Raw genomic sequence first — 18349 nt, forward strand, 5'->3', positions numbered from 1 at the left:
TTCCTCTCGTCGCCCATATCATCAACCATTACCAGCCTAGGCGGCGAGACCCTTGACGGTCAACGGTTCCGCGCAATCTGGCACTTCACTACCGCTGTTCTACCAGCGGACCAGCGCCGAGCCCCAGGTGAAGCCGCCGCCCATGGCTTCCAGCAGCACCAGATCGCCCTTCTTGATCCGCCCGTCGGCATGCGCCGCGGCGATGGCGAGGGGGATCGAGGCGGCCGAGGTGTTGCCGTGGCGGTCCACCGTGATGACAACCTTCTCCGGCGCGATGCCGAGCTTGACCGCGCTCGCGTCGATGATGCGCCGGTTGGCCTGGTGCGGCACGAACCAGTCGATGGTTTCCGCGCTCTCGCCGGTCGCCGCGAAGGCGTCCTCGATCACGTCGGTGATCATGCCGACGGCGTGGCGAAAAACCTCGCGGCCTTCCATGCGCAGATAGCCGACGCTCTTGGTCGAGGACACGCCGCCATCGACATAGAGCTTGTTCTTGTGCCGCCCGTCCGAGCGCAGATGGGTGGTGAGCACGCCGCGTCCATCCTCACCGTCGCGGACGGCTTCCAGCACCAGCGCGCCGGCGCCATCACCGAACAGCACGCAGGTGGTGCGGTCCGACCAGTCGAGGATGCGCGAGAAGGTCTCCGCGCCGATCACCAGCGCGCGCTTGTAGCTGCCGGACTTCAGGAAATTGTCGGCGGTCGCCAGCGCGAAGACGAAGCCCGAGCACACCGCCTGAAGATCGAACGCCGCGCCATGGGTGATGCCGAGCCCGGCCTGCACGCTCACCGCCGTCGCCGGGAAGGTGTTGTCCGGCGTCGAGGTCGCCAGCACGATCAGGTCGATGTCCTGCGCGTCGAGCCCGGCATCGGCCAAGGCGGCGCGGGCGGCGTGCAAAGCGAGATCGGAGGTCAGCTCATGGTCGGCGGCGATGTGGCGCTCGCGGATGCCCGTGCGCTGGACGATCCACTCGTCCGAGGTGTCGACCATCTGCGCGAGGTCGGCATTGGTCAGTGTGCGGCTGGGCAGGAACGCGCCGACGCCGCGCACCACGGAACGAATTGCACTCACGATGAAACCTGTATGTCGTCCTGGGCGGCGGATTCCGGGGCGGCAGCGCCGACCTTCGGGCGGTCATTCATGCCCGCCTCGATGCGGGAGAGAAGCTTGTTGCGGACCATGTCGTAGCCGATATCGACGGCGGAGGCGAAGCCTTCGGCGTCGGTGCCGCCATGGCTCTTGATGACGATGCCGTTCAGGCCGAGGAACACGCCGCCATTGGATTTGCGCGGATCGAGCTTCTCGCGCAGCGCGTTGAAGGCGCTTCGCGCCAGCACATAGCCGATCTTGGCCATCAGGCTGCGGTTGATGGCGGCGCGCAGATAGTCGGCGACCTGCTTGGCGGTGCCCTCGGCGGTCTTCAGCGCGATGTTGCCGGAGAAGCCCTCCGTCACCACCACGTCCACCGTTCCCTTGCCGATGTCGTCGCCCTCGACGAAGCCGTGATAGGCGAACCCGACATGATTCGCCTCGCGCAGCGCCGCGGCGGCATCCTTGACCTCCTCGACGCCCTTGATCTCCTCGACGCCGATATTGAGCAGGCCGACGGTCGGGCGTTCGATGTCGAAGACGATGCGGGCCATCGCCGCGCCCATCACCGCCATGTCGACGAGGTGCTGCGCGGTCGCGCCGATGGAGGCACCGACATCAAGCACCACGCTCTCGCCCTTGTTGGTGGGCCAGAGGCAGGCAATGGCGGGACGGGAAATACCGGCCATGGTCTTGAGGTTGACCTTGGCCATCGCCATCAGCGCGCCGGTATTGCCGGCGGAGACGGCGCAATCGGCCTCGCCGAGGCGCACGGCGTCGATCGCCCGCCACATGGACGAGACCTTGCGGCCCTGGCGCAGCGCCTGGCTCGGCTTGTCGTCCATCCGCACCACGACATCGGTGTGGATCACCCGGCTCGCCGCCTTGAGGCGGGGTAGCCGGGCGAGCACCGCGTTGAGACGCACCTCGTCGCCGAACAGCAGGAAGCTGATGTCCGGGTGACGGGTGAGAGCGATCTCGGCGCCGGGCAGGACGACGTCCGGACCATGGTCGCCGCCCATGACGTCGAGGGCTATGCGGACGGTCGACGACATCTAATTATGCGGTCTCTCTGGTCGGGAAGCGGCCCGGAGGGAACCGCGAAGGCGCCCACGGGATGCCCCAGAAGCGCGGCCATGACAAGCGCGTCGTGCGGTCCCATCCCACATTGAGGGCTATTTCTCCTCGCCGCCGCGCAGCTTGGCGAGGCCGGCGAAGGGCGAAGCCTCCGCGTCGGTCATCTCCTCGACGCCCTTGAAGGCGACGCCGGGCTTGCGCGGATAGGGATCGAGGCCGAGCGCGAGGAACTCGGCGACCACGGCGCCGGCATCTACCGTGCCATCGATCAGCGGATCGGGCAGGTCGAGCTCGGTCACGTCGATCTCCGCGCCGGGACGGATCTCTGGCAGTTGCTCCGGCGGGGCGAACTCGACCTCGATGTCCTCGGACACCGGCCCGTCGAAATCCTCCAGCGTCACCACGCAGGTCTGGGTCACCACGGCGTCGACATGGCCGGTAACGAGCACCCGCCCCTTGCTGCGCGGCACGAGTGTGACCTGCGCTGTCAGCTTGGGAATGCCGGGAATGCCATAGACCGCCGCCAGCGCGGCGCGCGTGGCCTCGTCCGGGGCGAATTTCACGGTGGTGCCGGTGTCGGGAAGGCTCGCCACGAGCACGGGGCGGCTGAGCGGCAGCTTGTCCGTCATGGGGTCGCAAGCTCCTTGGATTGCGGATCCACGGCCGGCGGGAGCGGAAAGTCGCCGCCGGCGAAGGTCTCGAAGGGAACGGTCGCCAGCGCGGCAACCGCGCGGCGGATGAAGTCGGCAAGGCGGGCGGCCTGCGGGGCGAAGTCGGCGTCGGACTGATAGACGTTGCGCAGCACCGCCTCGTCCAGCGCGCCGGCCCCGGCCTCACCCAGAGCGCCATCATACGCGGCAACGCGGCCATAAAATGCCTCGGCCACTTTTTTCATCTTCTTCGGCACGGTGAGGTCACCGACCCCCATCTCGCGCAGATTGGCGTCCATGTCGATGCAGAAGGCATCGAACACGCGCTGGCCCAGCGCGCGGCGCTCCTCGCTCTCCCCCTTCAGCCGGTGGAACAGCAGGAAGCTGTGCAGCAGGATCATCTCGAACCGCCCGGCAATGCTGTCGGGCACGCCATATTCGGTATAGAATACGGGTTCACGCGACTGCGCCACGATCGCGCCATAGAGCCGCTGAATGGTCTCGCGTCCGTCGTTCCGGCGGAAGAAGCGCAGAATCATGGCCGGCTCCGTCTCGTCGGCGCCCCGCTCGGGCGGCGCGCGGTGGCTGGTCGTTCTGGGGGGTAGCGCGCAGCAATGGCGCTGGCAACCCCTGCGGGGTGCGCCAGATGGTTGCCTCACGGCGGCTGGCTGTGCTTTGTGCGCAAACAGATCTGCGGCCCCACGGCTGATGGAGTTGAGTTGATGGCAGTGACGCGCGTTTCGTCCCCGGCTGTTTCGGCCCGCCGGCCTGTTCGCGGGCCGGTGTACCGGCATGGCCCCCTGTTCGCCGCGCTCGCGGCGCTCGGGCTTGGGGGATGCGCCAGCGGCGATCTGTCCATGCCGGCCTCGTCCGCGGGACTGGCGCGCACGCCGACCAGTTTCGTCAGCGAGCAGCAGCGCGGCTATGTGCCCAATCCCGGCGCGCTGGAGCAGGTGCCGGTCGGGTCGAGCCAGGAGCAGGTTCTGCTGGTGCTCGGCACGCCCTCGACGGTCGCCACCGTGGATGGCGAGGTGTTCTATTACATCTCGCAGAAGACCAAGAAGGTCATGTTCCTGCGGCCGGAAATCACCGAACAGCGCGTGCTGGCGGTGTATTTCGACCGCAAGGACAAGCGCGTGACCCGCATCGCCGATTACGGCCTCAAGGACGGCAAGGTGTTCGACTTCGTCAGCCGTTCGACGCCGACCGGTGGCAGCGAGCTGTCCATGCTCGGCCAGCTCTTCAACGCCACCAGCTTCAACCCGACGATGTGACCGCACGGGCGGCGTTTCGCCGCCCGCCAGCACGGCCGCTCAGAACCGCTCGGGCGAGAAGGGCGCGGGATCGACGCAGGTCGGCTCGCTGCCCATCATCTCCGCGATCAGCCGTCCGGTGACCGGGCCGAGCGTGAAGCCGAGATGCTGGTGGCCGATCGCCACCCACATGCCCTTCTGCGTCGGGATAGGCCCGATGGCCGGCAGCATGTCCGGGAATGCGGGGCGACAGCCCATCCAGGGCTCGGCCTCCGCCCGCTCGCCGAGCGGGAACAGCCCGCGCGCCAGCGGCTCGGTCTTCTCCAGCTGCACCGGCGTCTTCGGCGCGTCGCGGCGGGCGAATTCCACGCCGGTCGTCAGGCGGATGCCGCCGACCATGGGCGTGATGACATAGCCGCCCTCCTCGTCCAGCACCGGGCGCGAGAGGCCGGCATTGCCCTCAGTGCGGTACTGCATGTGATAGCCGCGCTTCACCGCCAGCGGCACCTTCACCCCGAACGGGCCGAGAATGTCGCGCGCCCAAGGCCCGAGCGCGATCACCACCTCGGGCGCCTCGACAGGGCCCTGCTCGGTCATTACCCACCAGCCGGCGCCGAGACGGGTGAGCGTCGCCGCGTCGCCGCGCACCACCTGCCCGCCGAGCGCTTTGAGATTTTCCGCATAGGCCTGCGTCACCCCGCCGGGGCTCGACACCGAATGCGGGTCGGACCACAGCACGGCATGGCGGAACACCGGACGCAGATGCGGCTCCAGCGCCAGAGCCTCGTCGAGCCCGATCTCGCGGGCGGTGAGACCGTACTGCTGGGCGAGCGGGAATTCCTTGCGCTCCTGCGCGATGCCGGCCTCGCTGCGGTACAGCTTCAGCCAGCCCCCTTCGCGGAAATAATGCTGCGCGCCGGCGAGCGCGGCGAGGCGCTCATGCTCGGACAGGCTGAAGGCCAGCAGCGTCGACATGGTGCGGGCGTAATCGAGGATGCGCGCCGGCGCCGAGGCCCGCCAATAGGCGAACATCCAGGGCATCAGGCCGGGCAGCGCGTCCCAATGATAGTGCGCCGCCGGGTTCTGGCCGCGCGCGATCTCGATCAACGCGGACAGGCTGCGCGGGAAGGCGACGGGAAAGATCGAGCCGCGCTCGACGAGGCCGGCATTGCCATAGGACGTCTCCTCCCCCGGCCCGCGCCGGTCGACCAGCGCCACGCTGCGCCCGCGCTCGGCGAGGTTATGGGCGATCGAGGTGCCGACAATGCCGGCGCCAAGGACGATCACATCGGTCTTCATCGGCAGCGCATCCGGGAGGGAGAGAAGGCAAGGCGGCGCGGAGGGTTCCCCCGCCGCGCCGGGATTGGATCAGTTGAACGGAACGGTCAGTTGATCGGGAAGGGGAAATACTTCGCGTTGATCTTCTGGTAGGTGCCGTCGGCGACGATCTCCTTGATCGCCTTGTTCAGCATCTCGCGCAGTTCGTTGTCTTCCTTGCGCACGGCGATGCCGGTGCCCTGCGGGTTCACGTCCTTGAGGTCCGGGCCGACGAACTTGCAGCACTTGCCGGCGTCGGTCTTCTCCAGCCATTCATAGAGCACGAACTTGTCGGCCAGCACCGCGTCGAGGCGGCCAGAGGCGAGGTCGGCATTGGCCTCGTCCTGCGTCGGGTAGAGCTTGATGTCGGAGCCCGTGTACTTGTCCTCGAGATAGGTCGCGCCCGTGGTCGAGGACTGCGCGCCGATCACCTTGCCCTTGAGCGCGGCCGGGGAGATCTCGGTGATCTTGGTGTCCTTCGGCGCCATGAAGTTGCCGGGCGTCAGGTAGTAGGGGTCGGTGAACGCCACCTTCTCCTTGCGCTCGTCGGTGATCGACATGGAGGCGACGATGGCGTCGTACTTCTTGGACAGCAGCGCGGGGATGATGCCATCCCAATCCTGCGCGACGAACGTGCACTCGACCTTCATCTTGGCGCAGAGTGCCGTGGCGATGTCGATGTCGAAGCCGACCAGCTTGCCGGTGGAATCGACCGAGTTGAAGGGCGGGTAAGCGCCTTCGGTGCCGATGCGCACCGTCTTGATCTCGGCATGGGCCGCGCCGGCGCCGACGGCGAGCGCGGCGGCGGCGAGCAGAATCCTGGCGAATTTCATGTGGTTTTCCCGATGTTGGATGCCGTCGCGCCGGCATCTTGGGACCGAGGCTAGGCCGGCGACGACGCGCAGGCAATCGGCGCTTCGGCTAAAAGCGTTGCGTTCAGAAATGGCTGAAGCTGGTGGCGGCGAAGTTCAGCGCCTGGCCGTCGTCCCCGCGGACCACCAGCCCCTCGCCCGCCAGCGTGCGGCCGATAACGGTGGCGCCGATGCCGGCGGCGATGGCGGCGGCCTCGAAGGCGTCGACATCGCCCTCCCCCATCACCGCGAGGATCTCGTAATCGTCGCCCCCGGTCAGCGCGGTGGCGAGCAGCGCCGGCTCGGCGGCGATGGCGGCGCGGGCGGCGGGGCTGAGCGGCACCCTGCCCGCCTCGATCTCGCCGGCGCAGTTGGAAGCGGCCAGCATCTTGGCGAGATCGCCGACCAGCCCGTCCGACACGTCCATGGCGGCGCGGGCATGGGCGCGCAGCGCGCTGGCAAGCGACAGGCGCGGGCGCGGGTGCAGATAGCGGTCGGCGAGAAAGGCCCGCTGCGCCGCATCGAGCGCGGCAAAGCCCGGCCGCGTAGGATCGAGCCGCAAGGCCAGGCCGAGCGCCCCGTCGCCAATCGTGCCGGTGACAAGGATGGCATGGTCCGGCCGCGCCGTCGCCCGCTTCACCATGCGCCCGATCGGCACCGAGCCGAGAGCGGTGATCGAGATGGTGAAGGGGCCGGGCGTCCTCACCGTGTCGCCGCCGAGCAGCGGCGCGCCGAACAGCAGGCAGTCCTCGCCAATGCCGCGGGCGAACTCGGAGAGCGCCGCGACGTCCATCTCCGGCGGAATGGCGAAGGCCAGCATCACGCCCAGCGGCTCGGCGCCCTTGGCGGCGAGGTCGGACAGGTTCACCCGCATCGCCTTGCGGGCGATGGAGGCCGGCGGGTCGTCGGGGAAGAAATGCACGCCGGCGACCAGCGCGTCCTTGGTGAGGACGAGCTTGTGGCCGGCGGGAACGTGAAGAAAGGCGGCGTCATCCTTGAGGCCGAGGGCGCCGGGATGGCGGGCGATGGGCGCGAACAGCCCGGCGATCAACCTGTCTTCACCGGAGCCGCCATCCGCCATCACTCACCCCACCCGGCCCGCCTATCCCGCGAAATCGCCGGGCCGCTGTTCGCGGGCTATGCCGTCCAACACCGCATTGACCATTCCGGTTTCCTCACGGTCAAGGAAAGCGGCGGCGACGTTCACATATTCCGCGACGATGACGCGCGGGGGAATGTCCGGACGGGCGGTCAGCTCATAGGCACCGGCGCGCAGCACGGCGCGCAGCACGGTCTCGATGCGCTTCAGCGGCCAGCCGCGCACCAGCGCCGCGTCGAGAATCGGGTCGATGGCGCGCTGCTCGCGCACCACCCCGCCGACAATGTCGCGGAACAGCGTGACATCGGCCGCGGCGATCTCGTCGCCTTCGATCTCCTGGCCGATCCAGTGGCTTTCGAACTGGGCGAGGATCTCGGCGAGCGGGGTCGCCGCGACATCCATCTGGTAGAGCGCCTGCACCGCGTTGAGGCGGGCCGCGCTCTTGCGCAGCGGCTTGTGGTTCACCGGTTTGGCCGGGGTGGACGGTTTGGAAGGGGTGGACATGCCCGCTCAGGCCCCCGCCAGCTGGCGCTGGTGGCGCAGCACGGCAAACGCCGCCTCGACCGCGCCGGCACCCTTGTTGCCTTCGGTGATGCGCGCGCGCACCCAGGCCTGCTCGTCAGTCTCGACGGTGAGGATGCCATTGCCGAGCGCCAGCTTGCGGGCGACCGACAGGTCCATCAGCGCGCGGGAGGATTCTCCGGCGACGATCTCGAAATGATAGGTCTCGCCGCGCACCACGCAGCCGAGCGCCACGGCCGCGTCATAGGGCCGGCCGGCCGCCGCCGCCGCGTCGAGCGCGATGGCGAGGGTGGCGGGAATCTCCAGCGCGCCGGGCACCGTCAGCACGTCGGCGGTGGCGCCGGCGGCGTCAACGGCGCCCTGCGCGCCGGCCAGCAGCTCGTCGGCGATGTCGTCGTAGAAGCGTGCCTCGACGATCAGCACGCGCGCCCCGTCGAGCGGGAGGACGGGAGCCGCGGACGCGCGCGGCGGGCGGGGGCTCGCCATGGCAGGAAACCTCGTGAAACTGATTGGGCCGACCACGTACAGGCGTCAGCGGAACTCCGCAAGCCGCGCGGCGTAACGGGCCATCATGTCGACTTCGATATTGACACGGTCCCCGGCGCGCACATCGCCCCAGGTGGTGTGGGCGAGCGTATGGGGAATGAGCAGGCAAGTGAAGCGGTTACCGTCTACCTCGTTCACCGTCAGCGAGGTGCCGTCGAGCGCGATGGAGCCCTTGATGGCGATGAAGGGCGCGAGCGCGGCCGGCGCCTCGAAGGTGAAACGCGTGGTCTCGCCGAGATCCTCGCGCTCCACCACGAGGGCGATGCCGTCGACATGGCCCTGCACGATATGCCCGCCCAGCTCGTCGCCGATCTTCAGCGCGCGTTCGAGATTGAGCGTGCGGCCCTCTTGCCAGGCGGCGGCGGTGGTCACCGCCAGCGTCTCCGGCGCGGCCTCGACCTCGAAGGCGTCGGGCAGCATGGCGACGACCGTCAGGCACACGCCCGAGCAGGCGATCGACGCGCCGAGATCAATGCCCGCCGTGTCATAGGCGGTGGCGATGGTGAGCCGCCGCACATCGTTGCGCGGGGTCACCGTGCGGAGCGTGCCGATGTCGGAGATGATGCCGGTAAACATGCTAGCGACGCCTCATGATGCGCAGGCGATCCTCGCCCTGCCATTCGCTTTCCTGCTCGGACAGATAGGTAGCGAGGGCCGAAAGCGGCAGCCCCTCCAGCGCGTCGAGCGCATCCCCCCCGAGACGGATCGGCGCCTCGAAAATCTGCGCCTCGTCGACGAGGCTCGCCTGAAGGAAGCCGGCGGCGATGCGCGGGCCGGCCTCGACCATCAGCCGTGTGATGCCGCGCAGCGCCAGCAGCTTAACGATCTCGTCCAGCGCCAGCGTGCCATCGGTCTTGCGGCGCACCCGCATCACCTCGGCACCGAGCGCGACCAGCATCTTTTCGCGTTCCACCGAGGCATCCTCGGCGGCGAAGACCCAGAGCGGGGCGACGGCAATGGAACGGGCGAGCGCGCTGGTGGCGGGAAGGCGCAGGCCGGCGTCGAGCACCACGCGCACCGGCGAGCGGTCTTCCATCCCCGGCAGGCGGCAGGTCAGCAGCGGATCATCCGCCAGCACCGTGCCAATGCCGGTCAGCACCGCATCATGGGTGGCGCGCAGCAGATGGACGCGGGCGCGGGCGACCGCGCCGGTGATGGCGACGGGCCGGCGCCCGGCGAGGCCCACCTTGCCATCGGCGGAGACCGCCATTTTCAGCATGATGTGCGGGCGGCCCTCGGTGACCCGGCGGATATGCCCGGCATGGGCGAGCCGCGCCTCGGCCGCGCCCGGCCCGACGGTCACGGCGATGCCGGCCTCGCGCAGGATGGAAAAGCCCCGGCCGGCGACGCGGAAATCCGGGTCTTCGATAGCGGCGACCACGCGGGTGATGCCTGCCGCGCGCACCGCGTCGACGCAGGGCGGCGTCTGGCCGTGATGCGAGCAGGGCTCCAGCGTCACATAAAGCGTCGCGCCCCGCGCGCCCGCGCCGGCGGCGGCGATCGCCTGCGGCTCGGCATGGGGGCGCCCGCCGCGCGAGGTCCAGCCGCGGCCGAGCACGAGCGGGCCCTCGGGGGTCTCGCGCACCACGACGGCGCCGACGGCGGGGTTGGGCCAGGTCTGGCCGAGTTCGCGCCGGCCGACGCTGAGCGCGGCGGACATCAGCGCCGCATCGCGGGCCTCATCCTGCGCATCGGAATGGTTCATGGGCACTCTCGCGGCGGCGCGGCTCACCGCGTTCACTCCTCCGCCGGGGCGGCCCCGGCGCGGCGCGACGCCAGCGGTTCGTCATCCTCGTCCTCGACCAGCGGATCGCCGGCGCGCGGCCCGAGCTCACCCAGCACGGCCTCGAAATCCTTGGCCTCGCGGAAATTGCGGTAGACCGAGGCGAAGCGGACATAGGCGATGTCGTCGAGCTGCTTGAGGCTCTCCATCACCCGCTCGCCGATCATCTCCGAGGTGATCTCGCTCTCGCCCATGCTTTCCAGCCGGCGCACGAGGCCGGAGACCAGCCGCTCGATCCGCTCGGGATCGACCGGGCGTTTGCGCAGCGCCACCTGGATGGAGCGGGCCAGCTTGTCCCGGTCGAACGGAACACGCCGGCCCGAGCGCTTGAGCACGGTCAGCTCGCGCAGCTGCACGCGCTCGAAGGTGGTGAAGCGGCCGCCGCAATCGGGGCAGATGCGGCGGCGGCGGATGGCGGCGCTGTCCTCGGTCGGACGGGAATCCTTGACCTGTGTGTCGAGGCTTCCGCAGTAAGGACAGCGCATCGGTGTGCCTCAGCCGTAGATCGGGTAGCGGGCGAGCAGATCGGCGACCTTGCCGCGCACCGCCGCTTCCACGAGGCTATCCTCATCGGTGCCCTTCTGCGAGAGCACGTCCAGCACCTCGGCGATCATGTCGCCAACCTGCTGGAACTCGGCCACACCGAAGCCGCGGGTGGTGCCCGCCGGGGTGCCGAGACGGATGCCCGAGGTGACCATCGGCTTCTCGGGGTCGAACGGGATGCCGTTCTTGTTGGTGGTGATGTGGGCCCGGCCGAGCGCGATCTCGGATACCTTGCCGGTGAGCTTCTTCGGCCGCAGATCGACCAGCATCAGATGCGTGTCGGTGCCGCCGGAGACGATCTCGAAGCCATGGCCCTTGAGGTTTTCCGCAAGCGCCTTAGCGTTTTCCACCACGTTCTTCGCGTAGATCTTGAAGTCCGGCTGGAGCGCCTCGCCGAAGGCCACGGCCTTGGCGGCGATGACGTGCATCAGCGGGCCGCCCTGGGTGCCCGGGAAGATCGCGGAGTTGAACTTCTTCGCCAGATCCTCGTGATTGGTGAGGATCATGCCGCCGCGCGGGCCGCGCAGGGTCTTGTGGGTGGTGGTGGTCACCACATGGGCGTGCGGCACCGGGTTCGGATGCACGCCGCCCGCCACGAGGCCGGCGAAATGGGCCATGTCGACCATGAGATAGGCGCCCACCGAGTCGGCGATGGCGCGCATCTTGGCGAAGTCGATATGGCGCGGATAGGCCGAGCCGCCGGCGATGATGACCTTCGGCTTGTGCTCGTCGGCGAGCTTGGCGACTTCTTCATAGTCGATGCGCTGGTCGTCGGGGCGCACGCTGTAGGGCACCGGCTTGAACCACTTACCCGACAGGCTCACCGGCGCGCCATGGGTCAGGTGACCGCCGGCGGCGAGGTTGAGGCCGAGGAAGGTATCGCCCGGCTGCATCAGCGCGAAGAACACGGCGGTGTTCGCCTGCGCGCCCGAATGGGGCTGCACATTGGCGAAACCGGCGCCGAACAGCTTCTTGGCGCGGTCGATGGCGAGCTGCTCGGCCACGTCGACATACTGGCAGCCGCCATAATAGCGCCGGCCCGGATAGCCTTCGGCGTATTTGTTGGTGAGCACCGAACCCTGCGCCTCGAGCACGGCGCGCGAGACGATGTTCTCCGAGGCGATCAGCTCGATCTCGTCGCGCTGGCGACCGAGTTCGGCGGTGATCGCACCGGCGAGCTCGGGATCGGTCTCGGCAAGCGGGGCGGAGAAGAATCGGTTGATGGAGCTGGTGGAAGAAGCGTGGGCTTCGGACGACATGTTTTCCGGCCTCCCTGGCGCGGGCGGTGGCGACGCCTCCGGCCCGGCCTCGTGCCGGACCCGAGAAATCAAGGCGGGTCGCTTAGCACAGCCCCTCCCCGGTTTCAAAGCACGCCGGACGCAGGGGCGCCTTGCGTGAAACCGACATCACGCGCGTCACAGCCGCCGGGCGGGCCCGATTGGCAGGCTGACGGAATCGCCGCGGCTGGCTTAAAACGGTCGGCGCCCCGTCACAGCAGCCGAGTGCCCCCGCGATGAAGACCGTCTATTCGCCCCGCCATCACGGCCATTCCGGCCATGTCGAGCTCTATAACGGCCAGATCGTCCCGGCTTTCGAGAAGCCCGAGCGCGCCGAGATGATCCGCGCGGCGGTCGAGGCGCGCGGCTTCGGCGCGACGATCGCCCCCACCGAACACGGCCTCGCCCCGCTGAAACGCGTGCATGATGAACGCTATGTGGACTTCCTGTCGCAGCTCACCGAGCTGTGGATCGAAGACGGGCGCCCGCTGCCGATCCTGCCGAGCTTCTGGCGCGCGCCGGGGATGCGCTACATCGAGCCGGAGACGGTGGACGGCAAGCTCGGCCACTTTTCCTTCGACGCCGGCTGCTGCTTCGTCGCCGGCACCTGGGACGCGATCCGCGCCTCCGCCGATGTGGCGCTGACCGGTGTCGACCTTATCCGCGCGGGGGAATCGAGCGCCTTCGCGCTGTGCCGTCCGCCCGGCCACCATGCTCATGCCAATGCGATGGGCGGCTACTGCTTCATCAACAACGCCTCGGTGGCGGCGCAGGCGTTCCTTGATGCGGGGGCCCGCCGCGTCGCCATCCTCGATGTCGATTACCACCACGGCAATGGCACGCAGACCATCTTCTATGAGCGGCCGGACGTGCTGGTGCTGAACATCCATGGCGACCCACGCCAGGAATACCCCTACTTCCTCGGCCATGCGGATGAGACCGGCGCAGGCGCCGGCGAGGGCTTCAATGGCAATTACCCGCTGCCCTGGGGCACGGGCTTCGAGGCCTGGGCCGAGGCGCTGGACCATGCCTGCCACCGGGTGGCCGCCTATGCGCCGGACGTGGTCGTCGTCTCGCTCGGCGTCGACACCTACAAGGACGACCCGATCTCGCAGTTCAAGCTCGACAGCCCGGATTATCTCGCCATCGGCGCACGCATCGCCCGGCTCGGCCTGCCGACCCTGTTCGTGCAGGAGGGCGGCTATGCGGTCGAGGCGATCGGGGTGAATGTGGCGAACACGCTGGAGGGCTTCCTCCAGCGCTGACATCGCACAGGGGGCGGATCAGAGCCGGTAGAGGATCTGGTCCGTCCAGAAACGCTCCAGCCGCCCCAGCGCCTTGTTGAGCTGCTGGAACTCCTGCGGGCCGATGCCGCCGATCTGCTCGATGGTGGCGATGTGCTTGGCGTAGAGCCCGCCGACGATGGTCCGCACTTCTTCGCCCTTGTCGGTGAGGCGGATGCGCACCGAGCGACGGTCGATGCGCGAGCGCTGGTGGTCGAGATAGCCGGTCTCGACCAGCTTCTTCAAATTGTAGGAGACGTTGGCACCGAGATAATAGCCGCGCGTGCGCAGCTCGCTCGCGGTCAGCTCGGCATTACCGATGTTGAACAGCAGCAGCGCCTGCACCGCGTTCACATCCTCGCGGCCGCGCCGGTCGAACTCGTCTTTCACCACGTCGAGCAGCCGCCGATGCAGCCGCTCCACCAGGGTGAGCGCCTCGTGATAGAGCGCGGTGATTTCCTCACCTTGCTCGCTGCCCGTGGGACCGCGCCGAGAGCCCAGCGGCACGACATTGCCACTGAGACTCTGCGAGCTGTCGACCCGAGCCGCCTGCCCTGCTCTCTTCATGCCCAAACCCCTGTCGCCGTCCGGGGATTTGCTCCCTCTAAGCGACCGAGTGTCCGGGGCCGGCGCTAAGAACGGCTTAAGCGGCAGGCTGAATCCTTCGTGAAACGATATGCCTGACAAAGGCTTAAATACCGCCCGCCGGGATTAACCGTGCCGCCTCAGCCCTCGCTTTCGCGCGCCGCCTTGTAGGTGAGGAAGGCGTAGACGGCGACCAGTACCGTCTCGATGCCGGCAACGATCATCAGCCGGCCGACGCCCTCGGGCGCGTTGGCGTTGATGGCGATCTGCACCAAAGCCGTCACCAGCCAGAGCACCACGCCCCAGGAGGCGCCGAGCCACAGGCCGACCGCCGCCACCGGATTCATGATCGCCGCCCAGATCACGGCGGATTGCGCGGCGAGCGAGAGCATCTCGAAACGGCTGGTCTCGCCGTCCCACACGCCGCAGATCAGCGTCCAGCTATAGACGGTCTTCACCAGCAGGAAGCCAGCGAGCAGGCGCAGATAAAGCACCACGCGGCTCTGCCAGAGCGGCATTTCCGCGCCGGCCGGGCCGCGCGACGCGTCGATGGGGTCGTAGGGCGAACTCATGGCGCTTGCATAACCCAGATTGCGCTCAGGTCAGCACCAATTCGTCGGGAAGCGGTTCGTCGAACAGCGCGGCGATGGCGGCGGGGTCGACGGCCTCAAGGCTGGCCGGGCTCCAGCGCGGCGCCTGGTCCTTGTCGATCAGCACGGCGCGCACGCCCTCATAGAAGTCCGGCATGGCGAGCAGGCGCGAGACGAGGCGGAACTCATAGGCGAAGCAGCCGGCGAGATCGATTCCCGCCCCGCGCTGCATCTGCTGGAACGCGATGTGAACGCTGGTCGGCGAGGCCCGGCGGATGGTTGCCGCCTGGATGCGGGCGAACTCGGCTTCCTCCGTGCTGCCGGCCGAGCAGAGATCGAGCGCCAGCAGGATCGCCTCCACCGAGCCACCGGCGAAGATGCGGTCAATGGCGGGAAAAAGCGTGCGCAGGCTGGCCGCCGGCGCATGGGCGGCAAAGCGCGCCAGCGTGCGGTCCGCCGGCTCGCCCTCCGCCAGCGCGTCGATCAGCTCCGGCCAGCGGGTGACGGGGACGTGGTGGGTATAAAGCCCCAGCGCCATGGCATCGGACAGGCCGATGCGCGCCCCGGTCATGGCGAGCCAGGTGCCGCTCCAGCCCGGCAGGCGCGGCAGCACATAGGTGCCGCCGACATCGGGAAACAGGCCGATGGCGACCTCGGGCATGGCGAAGCCGAGATTCTCCCCGGCGACGCGGTAGCGGGCATGGCCGGAAACGCCGAAACCGCCGCCGAAGCACAGCCCATCCACCAGCGCGACAAAGGGCTTGGGGTAGGTGGCGATGTGATAATCCAGCGCATATTCGTCGCGCCAATAGTCGCGGGCGGCCTCCGTATTGCCGGCGCGGCCCAGTTCGGCCATGGCGCGCACATCGCCGCCGACGCAGAAGGCCCGCTCATGCGCCGAGCGCAGGACGATATGGGCGACCGACTCATCGCCCGCCCAGGCGTCGAGCTGCGCCCGCATCGCCCGCACCATGGCGTGGTCGATGGCGTTGAGCGCGCGCGGGCGGTCGAGGGTGATGATGCCGGCGACGCCGCGCAGCTCGAACCGGACCCCGATATCTTCCGCCATGTTCTGCCCTCGCCTGTCGCGTCCTCCCGGACATAGACCAGAGCACGGCAGGGGCAAAGCCGGACGAAGGACGGGATGCCCCGTATAGGAAGCCGCGCCACGCACCCTGCGCCAGCGTCGCGCCAGCCTGCCGCGTCAACGTGACCCGCCGCAGGAAAGCGGTCGCATACGCAATCCTCCCGCTGAACATGTCGCCTTGACGCCCGTATGACGTTATAAGCATTCGAAACTGGTCCGTGAGAGTCCCCTCATGACAATCCCCTTCGCCCGTCCGCGCCCCGCCTTTCCCGAGCCCACGGGCCGCCCGGACGTGTCGTCGAAGCTGGACCTGGTTCAGCGCCCCCGCCGCAACCGCAAGGCCGGTTGGGCCCGCGAGCTGCTGCGCGAGAACACGCTGAGCGTCGCCGATCTCATCTGGCCGATCTTCGTGATGGACGGTTCGGAATCGCGCACCCCCGTCGCTTCCATGCCCGGCGTCGAGCGCCTGACGGTGGACGAGGCGGTCCGCGAGGCGGCCCGCGCCGCCGGCCTCGGCATCCCCGCCATCGCGCTTTTTCCCTATACCGACCCGGAACTGCGCACCGCCGATGGGCGCGAGGCGCTGAACCGCGACAATCTGGTGTGCCGCGCCTTGCGCGCCATCAAAAAGGAAGTGCCGGATATCGGCCTCATCACCGATGTCGCGCTCGACCCCTATACCAGCCACGGCCATGACGGCCTGCTCTCCAGCGATGGCCGCATCCTCAATGACGAGACGGTCGCCGTGCTGGTCGAGCAGTCGCTGGTGCAGGCCGATGCCGGCGCCGACATCATCGCCCCGTCCGACATGATGGACGGCCGCGTCGGCGCCATCCGCCGGGCGCTCGACGCCTCCGGCCATCTCGACGCGCAGATCCTCGCCTACAGCGCCAAATATGCGTCGGCCTTTTACGGGCCGTTCCGCGACGCGGTCGGCTCCTCGGGCTGCCTCAAGGGCGACAAGCTCACCTACCAGATGGACCCGGCCAACGGCATGGAGGCGCTGCGCGAGGCGGCCCTCGATATCGAGGAGGGCGCGGACATGCTGATGGTGAAGCCCGGCCTGCCCTATCTCGACATCGTCTACCGGCTGAAGGAAGCCTTCGGCCTGCCGACCTTCGCCTATCAGGTGTCCGGCGAGTACGCGATGATCGAGGCCGCCGCCCGCAATGGCTGGCTCGACGGCGAGAAGGCGATGATGGAGAGCCTCATGGCCTTCAAGCGCGCCGGCGCCGATGGCATCCTCACCTATTTCGCCCCGCGCGTCGCCGAGAAGCTCGCCCGTCAGGGCTGAGCGGCATCTTGGGCGCGGGGGCGCAGGGCGGCAGCGGCGGGAGTGACGGCGCCCCGGCCCGGCCGCCGCGCCGGACCTGCGGGACGGTGCCGGGCATCGGCCGGTTTCTCACCCTCACTGGCCTGACTGTCCACCTCACTGGCCTCATCGTCCACCTCACTGCACGGACACGCCAGCCGTTCCAGCGGCTTTTCCCGCTGCTCGCCGCGCTGCTCCTGCTCGCCGGCTGTGGCTCGGTGATTGACGCCGATCAGGCCCGCATCTGCCGCGCGGTCGCCCCGGCGCTGCACAGCGATGACGTGGAAGTCCTTGAAACCTCTCTCAATTCCGTACCGGGTGCGCCGACCGCGCTGCGCTACAGCTACCGCGCCCGCAGCGAGAGCGGGACGACGCCGCACTGGCTCATCTGCACCTTCGCCGCGCAGACCGGTGTCGGGAGGTTCGATCTTACCGCCGTCGATACCGATCGGGGCAGCCTGAGCGAGATCAAGCTGTTGATTCTAAAGCGTTGGTGGCTCGCCGACGCCCCGCCCGAGGGCACCATGGCCGCCCTCTTCCATCTCGGCCCCCGCGCCGCCTATTGGGTGCAGCAGGCACTGGGCGGGCTGGTGATGACCGGTGTCTATGGCCTCATCGCGACGGGCTTCTCGCTGGTCTATGGCCTGCTCGGCCGGGTGAACCTTGCCTTCGGTGAAATCGCTGTTGTGGCAGGTACTTACATGCTGATCGCGGTGGGCGTCGCCAGCGATGTCGGGCGGCTGGGGCCCGCCGAACTCACGCTCGCTTTGCTCGTCGGCATCGCCAGCGCGGCGCTGGTGAGCTGGCTGGCGGGCCATCTGGTGGTGGCGCCGCTGGCGACGCGAGCCCGCTCGCCCCAGCCGGTGCTGATCGCCACGGCAGGCCTTGCCATTGCGCTGGCGGAACTGCTGCGCCTCACCGCGCCCGACCGTGTCAACTGGTTGCCAGCGCTCATGAATCGCCCGATCGCCGTGGCCGGGCAGGACGCCTTCATCGCCACCGTCACCCCCGCTCAATTGCTGGCGGCGGGCCTCAGCATGTGCGGTACATCCGTACTCCTCGGCATTGTCGCCTTCACCCGTTTCGGCCTGTTCTGGCGCGCCCACGCCCAGGATCCCGGCATGGCCGCCCTGCTCGGCGTCGATGTGCCGCGCCTGCGCACGCAGGTGTTTCTGCTGGCCGGCGCGGCCGCGGGACTGGCCGGCGGCGTGATTGTGATCGCTTTTGGTACTATTTCACCGGGCGACGGCCTGTCCATCACGCTCAAAGCCTTGATTTCGGCGGTTATTGGCGGCATTGGCTCAGTGCCCGGAGCTTTTCTTGGCGCCGCTCTGGTGGCGGGCGTTGAAATCGGGTGGTCCTCGACGTTCGATATTGCGTACCGGGACGTGGTAACCTACGCCCTTCTGGTCGTCTTCCTGGTGATGCGACCGGGGGGACTCCTCAATCGTGCGGCGCCGACGCCGCGAGAATTCTGAGAATTTT

At 68.6% G+C, this 18349-nt stretch carries 20 protein-coding genes; 4 read left to right on the forward strand and 16 right to left on the reverse strand.

Going from position 1 to position 18349, the window contains the following annotated elements; genetic code table 11:
• Window positions 1-99 precede the first annotated feature (99 nt).
• From OU996_RS15740 to OU996_RS15755, 4 genes are all read right to left on the reverse strand, one after another.
• Window positions 100-1071: a beta-ketoacyl-ACP synthase III gene (locus tag OU996_RS15740; RefSeq protein WP_324290705.1), complete on the reverse strand. Its 972-nt coding sequence runs from the start codon at window positions 1069-1071 to the stop codon at window positions 100-102.
• Window positions 1068-2144, reverse strand: a complete 1077-nt coding sequence (gene plsX, locus OU996_RS15745) for a phosphate acyltransferase PlsX (RefSeq protein WP_267582556.1) — start codon at window positions 2142-2144, stop codon at window positions 1068-1070. Before plsX ends, OU996_RS15740 begins: the two co-directional genes overlap by 4 nt.
• 120 nt (window positions 2145-2264) lie before the next feature.
• Window positions 2265-2795, reverse strand: a complete 531-nt coding sequence (locus OU996_RS15750) for a YceD family protein (protein ID WP_267582557.1) — start codon at window positions 2793-2795, stop codon at window positions 2265-2267.
• Window positions 2792-3355 carry a ubiquinol-cytochrome C chaperone family protein gene (locus OU996_RS15755; RefSeq protein WP_267582558.1) on the reverse strand — a complete coding sequence of 188 codons (564 nt, stop codon included), beginning with the start codon at window positions 3353-3355 and terminating at the stop codon, window positions 2792-2794. Before OU996_RS15755 ends, OU996_RS15750 begins: the two co-directional genes overlap by 4 nt.
• A 318-nt stretch (window positions 3356-3673) precedes the next feature.
• Here OU996_RS15755 and OU996_RS15760 point away from each other — a divergent pair, with 318 nt between their 5' ends.
• A complete protein-coding gene (locus tag OU996_RS15760) occupies window positions 3674-4090 on the forward strand; it encodes an outer membrane protein assembly factor BamE (protein ID WP_267582559.1) in 417 nt (138 codons plus the stop codon).
• Window positions 4091-4129: 39 nt separating this feature from the next.
• On the opposite strand, the gene OU996_RS15765 is transcribed toward OU996_RS15760, so the two are convergent.
• The 9 genes from OU996_RS15765 to glyA all read right to left on the reverse strand — a co-directional run bounded on the left by OU996_RS15765 (window position 4130) and on the right by glyA (window position 11989).
• Entirely contained in the window at window positions 4130-5368 is a 1239-nt protein-coding gene (locus OU996_RS15765; protein ID WP_267582560.1) for an NAD(P)/FAD-dependent oxidoreductase, read from the reverse strand.
• 86 nt (window positions 5369-5454) lie between these two features.
• Window positions 5455-6219, reverse strand: a complete 765-nt coding sequence (locus OU996_RS15770) for an ABC transporter substrate-binding protein (RefSeq protein ID WP_267582561.1) — start codon at window positions 6217-6219, stop codon at window positions 5455-5457.
• A 103-nt stretch (window positions 6220-6322) separates the two neighbouring features.
• Window positions 6323-7318 carry a thiamine-phosphate kinase gene (gene thiL / locus OU996_RS15775; RefSeq protein WP_267582562.1) on the reverse strand — a complete coding sequence of 332 codons (996 nt, stop codon included), beginning with the start codon at window positions 7316-7318 and terminating at the stop codon, window positions 6323-6325.
• Window positions 7319-7339: 21 nt separating this feature from the next.
• Window positions 7340-7840, reverse strand: coding sequence for a transcription antitermination factor NusB (gene nusB, locus OU996_RS15780; RefSeq protein ID WP_267582563.1), 501 nt, complete (start codon window positions 7838-7840; stop codon window positions 7340-7342).
• Between the two features lie 6 nt (window positions 7841-7846).
• Complete coding sequence (gene ribH, locus OU996_RS15785; RefSeq protein WP_267582564.1) at window positions 7847-8344, reverse strand: 6,7-dimethyl-8-ribityllumazine synthase; 498 nt, start codon at window positions 8342-8344, stop codon at window positions 7847-7849.
• 45 nt (window positions 8345-8389) lie between these two features.
• Window positions 8390-8980 carry a riboflavin synthase gene (locus OU996_RS15790; RefSeq protein WP_267582565.1) on the reverse strand — a complete coding sequence of 197 codons (591 nt, stop codon included), beginning with the start codon at window positions 8978-8980 and terminating at the stop codon, window positions 8390-8392.
• 1 nt (window position 8981) lies between these two features.
• Window positions 8982-10109 carry a bifunctional diaminohydroxyphosphoribosylaminopyrimidine deaminase/5-amino-6-(5-phosphoribosylamino)uracil reductase RibD gene (ribD, locus tag OU996_RS15795; RefSeq protein WP_267582566.1) on the reverse strand — a complete coding sequence of 376 codons (1128 nt, stop codon included), beginning with the start codon at window positions 10107-10109 and terminating at the stop codon, window positions 8982-8984.
• 32 nt (window positions 10110-10141) lie between these two features.
• Complete coding sequence (nrdR, locus tag OU996_RS15800) at window positions 10142-10672, reverse strand: transcriptional regulator NrdR (RefSeq protein ID WP_267582567.1); 531 nt, start codon at window positions 10670-10672, stop codon at window positions 10142-10144.
• A 9-nt stretch (window positions 10673-10681) separates the two neighbouring features.
• Window positions 10682-11989, reverse strand: a complete 1308-nt coding sequence (gene glyA / locus OU996_RS15805) for a serine hydroxymethyltransferase (RefSeq protein WP_267582568.1) — start codon at window positions 11987-11989, stop codon at window positions 10682-10684.
• 254 nt (window positions 11990-12243) lie between these two features.
• Here glyA and OU996_RS15810 point away from each other — a divergent pair, with 254 nt between their 5' ends.
• Entirely contained in the window at window positions 12244-13272 is a 1029-nt protein-coding gene (locus OU996_RS15810; RefSeq protein WP_267582569.1) for a histone deacetylase family protein, read from the forward strand.
• 18 nt (window positions 13273-13290) lie between these two features.
• Here the strand turns inward: OU996_RS15810 and ldtR are convergent, their stop codons facing one another.
• The 3 genes from ldtR to OU996_RS15825 form a co-directional block, all read right to left on the reverse strand.
• Window positions 13291-13857, reverse strand: coding sequence for a transcriptional regulator LdtR (ldtR, locus tag OU996_RS15815; protein WP_267582570.1), 567 nt, complete (start codon window positions 13855-13857; stop codon window positions 13291-13293).
• Between the two features lie 158 nt (window positions 13858-14015).
• Entirely contained in the window at window positions 14016-14447 is a 432-nt protein-coding gene (locus tag OU996_RS15820) for a DUF6163 family protein (RefSeq protein WP_267582571.1), read from the reverse strand.
• A 25-nt stretch (window positions 14448-14472) separates the two neighbouring features.
• Entirely contained in the window at window positions 14473-15534 is a 1062-nt protein-coding gene (locus OU996_RS15825) for an enoyl-CoA hydratase/isomerase family protein (RefSeq protein WP_267582572.1), read from the reverse strand.
• Between the two features lie 250 nt (window positions 15535-15784).
• Here OU996_RS15825 and hemB point away from each other — a divergent pair, with 250 nt between their 5' ends.
• Window positions 15785-16846 carry a porphobilinogen synthase gene (gene hemB / locus OU996_RS15830; RefSeq protein WP_267582573.1) on the forward strand — a complete coding sequence of 354 codons (1062 nt, stop codon included), beginning with the start codon at window positions 15785-15787 and terminating at the stop codon, window positions 16844-16846.
• Between the two features lie 86 nt (window positions 16847-16932).
• Window positions 16933-18342: a branched-chain amino acid ABC transporter permease gene (locus OU996_RS15835; RefSeq protein ID WP_267582574.1), complete on the forward strand. Its 1410-nt coding sequence runs from the start codon at window positions 16933-16935 to the stop codon at window positions 18340-18342.
• Window positions 18343-18349: the final 7 nt, after the last annotated feature.

The organism is Ancylobacter sp. SL191, assembly GCF_026625645.1.
In the GTDB taxonomy this organism is placed as follows: domain Bacteria; phylum Pseudomonadota; class Alphaproteobacteria; order Rhizobiales; family Xanthobacteraceae; genus Ancylobacter.

Bases quoted from the DNA above. Each gene is read 5' to 3' on its own strand.
- ldtR (WP_267582570.1), bottom strand. From the start codon at position 13,857: ATGAAGAGAGCAGGGCAGGCGGCTCGGGTCGACAGCTCGCAGAGTCTC.
- OU996_RS15755 (WP_267582558.1), bottom strand. From the start codon at position 3,355: ATGATTCTGCGCTTCTTCCGCCGGAACGACGGACGCGAGACCATTCAG.
- OU996_RS15825 (WP_267582572.1), bottom strand. From the start codon at position 15,534: ATGGCGGAAGATATCGGGGTCCGGTTCGAGCTGCGCGGCGTCGCCGGC.
- OU996_RS15810 (WP_267582569.1), top strand. From the start codon at position 12,244: ATGAAGACCGTCTATTCGCCCCGCCATCACGGCCATTCCGGCCATGTC.
- thiL (WP_267582562.1), bottom strand. From the start codon at position 7,318: ATGGCGGATGGCGGCTCCGGTGAAGACAGGTTGATCGCCGGGCTGTTC.
- nusB (WP_267582563.1), bottom strand. From the start codon at position 7,840: ATGTCCACCCCTTCCAAACCGTCCACCCCGGCCAAACCGGTGAACCAC.
- nrdR (WP_267582567.1), bottom strand. From the start codon at position 10,672: ATGCGCTGTCCTTACTGCGGAAGCCTCGACACACAGGTCAAGGATTCC.
- glyA (WP_267582568.1), bottom strand. From the start codon at position 11,989: ATGTCGTCCGAAGCCCACGCTTCTTCCACCAGCTCCATCAACCGATTC.
- OU996_RS15820 (WP_267582571.1), bottom strand. From the start codon at position 14,447: ATGAGTTCGCCCTACGACCCCATCGACGCGTCGCGCGGCCCGGCCGGC.
- OU996_RS15750 (WP_267582557.1), bottom strand. From the start codon at position 2,795: ATGACGGACAAGCTGCCGCTCAGCCGCCCCGTGCTCGTGGCGAGCCTT.
- OU996_RS15770 (WP_267582561.1), bottom strand. From the start codon at position 6,219: ATGAAATTCGCCAGGATTCTGCTCGCCGCCGCCGCGCTCGCCGTCGGC.
- ribD (WP_267582566.1), bottom strand. From the start codon at position 10,109: ATGAACCATTCCGATGCGCAGGATGAGGCCCGCGATGCGGCGCTGATG.
- OU996_RS15765 (WP_267582560.1), bottom strand. From the start codon at position 5,368: ATGAAGACCGATGTGATCGTCCTTGGCGCCGGCATTGTCGGCACCTCG.
- OU996_RS15790 (WP_267582565.1), bottom strand. From the start codon at position 8,980: ATGTTTACCGGCATCATCTCCGACATCGGCACGCTCCGCACGGTGACC.
- ribH (WP_267582564.1), bottom strand. From the start codon at position 8,344: ATGGCGAGCCCCCGCCCGCCGCGCGCGTCCGCGGCTCCCGTCCTCCCG.
- OU996_RS15760 (WP_267582559.1), top strand. From the start codon at position 3,674: ATGCCGGCCTCGTCCGCGGGACTGGCGCGCACGCCGACCAGTTTCGTC.
- hemB (WP_267582573.1), top strand. From the start codon at position 15,785: ATGACAATCCCCTTCGCCCGTCCGCGCCCCGCCTTTCCCGAGCCCACG.
- plsX (WP_267582556.1), bottom strand. From the start codon at position 2,144: ATGTCGTCGACCGTCCGCATAGCCCTCGACGTCATGGGCGGCGACCAT.